At 29.1% G+C, this 2,307-nt stretch carries 3 protein-coding genes; all 3 read left to right on the forward strand.

Annotated elements, in window-relative coordinates; genetic code table 11:
- The coding region (nrdD, locus tag ACRC03_RS16495) for an anaerobic ribonucleoside-triphosphate reductase (RefSeq protein WP_438653692.1) at positions 1–473 on the forward strand (473 nt) is incomplete at its 5' end.
- A gap of 10 nt (positions 474–483) precedes the next feature.
- Entirely contained in the window at positions 484–960 is a 477-nt protein-coding gene (gene nrdG, locus ACRC03_RS16500) for an anaerobic ribonucleoside-triphosphate reductase activating protein (protein ID WP_438653693.1), read from the forward strand.
- A gap of 204 nt (positions 961–1,164) precedes the next feature.
- The gene (locus tag ACRC03_RS16505) at positions 1,165–2,133 is read left to right on the forward strand and encodes an LCP family protein (RefSeq protein WP_438653694.1); all 969 of its coding nucleotides are present in this window, start codon (positions 1,165–1,167) and stop codon (positions 2,131–2,133) included.
- The last annotated feature ends 174 nt before the right edge of the window (positions 2,134–2,307 follow it).

Here is a 2,307-nt window from a genome sequence, read left to right on the forward strand (position 1 = left end):
TAACATCAAGATTCTGTAGAATAGATAAACAAAAATTTGGAGAAATAAAAAATGTAACAGATAGAATGTACTATACAAACTCATATCATGTTCACGTAAGTGAAGAAATAGATGCTTTTGATAAGCTTACATTTGAAAGCCAATTCCATGATATATCTTTAGGAGGATGTATAAGTTATATAGAAGTGCCAGATATGAGCAAAAACTTAAGTGCAGTGGAACAAATAATAAATTACATTTACCATAACATACAATATGCTGAAATAAATACTAAGCCAGATGTATGTTACAAATGTGGATTTAGTGGAGAAATAAAATTAGGCAGTGACAACTTAACATGGTATTGTCCAAACTGTGGGAACAAAGACAAAGATGAAATGCAAGTAATGAGAAGAACCTGTGGTTATATAGGTGCCAATATGTGGGGTAAAGGAAGAACTCAAGAAATAGGTCAAAGAGTACTACATTTATAGGAGTGATACAATGAGAATTTCAAAAATTAAGGACAATGATATAGCTAATGGACAAGGTATAGTTATGTCATTATGGACACAGGGATGCCCCCATCATTGTAAAGGGTGCTTTAACCCAGAAACATGGGATTTCAATAGCGGTAGAGAATTTAAACAAGAAGATTTAAATTACATTATAGAAAATATAGATAAAAATAATATAAAGAGAAACTTATCCATACTAGGAGGAGAACCACTTTGTTCTCAAAATATTGATGGAGTAGTGGACCTTTGTAGAAGGTTTAAAGAGATCTATCCTAATAAGAAAATTTATGTTTGGACAGGATATATTTTAGAAAATCTAAATGAAGCTCAAAATCAAATTTTAAAATATATTGATGTACTTGTAGATGGCAAGTTTGAGGAAGATAGAAAAGATTTATCTCTGGTTATGAGAGGATCTAACAATCAGAAAATAATAAATGTAAGCAATAATAATCAATTGTAGACAATATAATGAACCCCAATTGTTGGACTAAAAATCTAATGATTGGGGAATTTTTATATAATGATGAAATTTAGCTAATTAGAAGAAAGTATGGCGTAATTATTATATTGTGCTAAAATATAGTGAGACAATAAAGATAGAGTAGAAGTTAAAATCATAAAAGCATAACTTAATTTAATTTAAGGTATAAAACAGGAGGATAATATGAGTAATAAAACTTTAAAAAGAATAGTGATAACGTTAGCTACATTAGTAGTACTAATTCCAGCTAGTGTATTTGGGTTTGTATATTTTAAATTAAATACCATGTATGTCCCTGGAGGTAGTGTACCAGGAAGTAATGATTATAAAGTAGAAAATGGAATAACAAATATACTACTTTGTGGAACTGATGCCAGACCAGGTGAAACTGTTTCTCGTACAGACTCTATGATGATCCTTACAGTAGATAACAAGAATAAAGATATAAGAGTAACATCTCTTGCAAGAGATGCATATGTTTCTACAACAAGTCATGGAAATATAAAACTTACTGAGGCTTATGCTTATGGAGGTATGGATTTACTAACAGAAACAATAGAAAGTAATTTTGAACTAGATATACAAAATTATCTGTTAGTTGATTTCAATTCATTTATGGATATAATTGATACTTTAGGAGGTATAACTGTAGAAGTTAAACAAAATGAAATTAATGAGTTAAATAAATTTATACCAGAAAGTTATAAGTTTGATACTAGTAAAGATAAAGGTGAAATACAGTATATTAAGAGTGCTGGTGTACAAGAACTTAATGGATATCAAGCTCTTGCATATTCACGTATTAGAAAAGGTACTAGTGGAGGAACTGAAGAAAGAGATAGAAGACAGAGGGCGGTTATTGAAGGTGTAATAAGTGGAGCAAAGAATTTATCTGTTCTAGAGTATCCTAAGATGTTAGATACTATCTTACCTTATATTAAGACTAATATGAAACCTACTGATATGCTTGGTTTAGGGACACAAGTATTAAAGATGGGGACTATAGATATAAAGCAAATGGAGTTCCCTATAAATGATGGTGTTCATGCTAAAGAAGATAGAATAAATAATAAGTCAGTAATAACTTTTGAACAGAGTTCTTTAGACATATTACATGATTTTATATTCAACAATATAGTATACGAAAAATAAATATAAATACAGAAAAAGGAAGTTAATATTGAATTAACGTAAGCGTAAAAAAATTGACGCCTAACATATATAATTTAAAATTGGTATAATAAAGCCAATAGTTTAGAAATATGATTTCTACTGCTATTGGCTACAATTTTATATTTAAATGTGAAAACTATTTTGACTGTATTT

This window comes from Romboutsia sp. (assembly GCF_051659545.1).
Classification (GTDB): domain Bacteria; phylum Bacillota; class Clostridia; order Peptostreptococcales; family Peptostreptococcaceae; genus JBOFOR01.

Bases quoted from the DNA above. Each gene is read 5' to 3' on its own strand.
- nrdG (WP_438653693.1), top strand. From the start codon at position 484: ATGAGAATTTCAAAAATTAAGGACAATGATATAGCTAATGGACAAGGT.
- ACRC03_RS16505 (WP_438653694.1), top strand. From the start codon at position 1,165: ATGAGTAATAAAACTTTAAAAAGAATAGTGATAACGTTAGCTACATTA.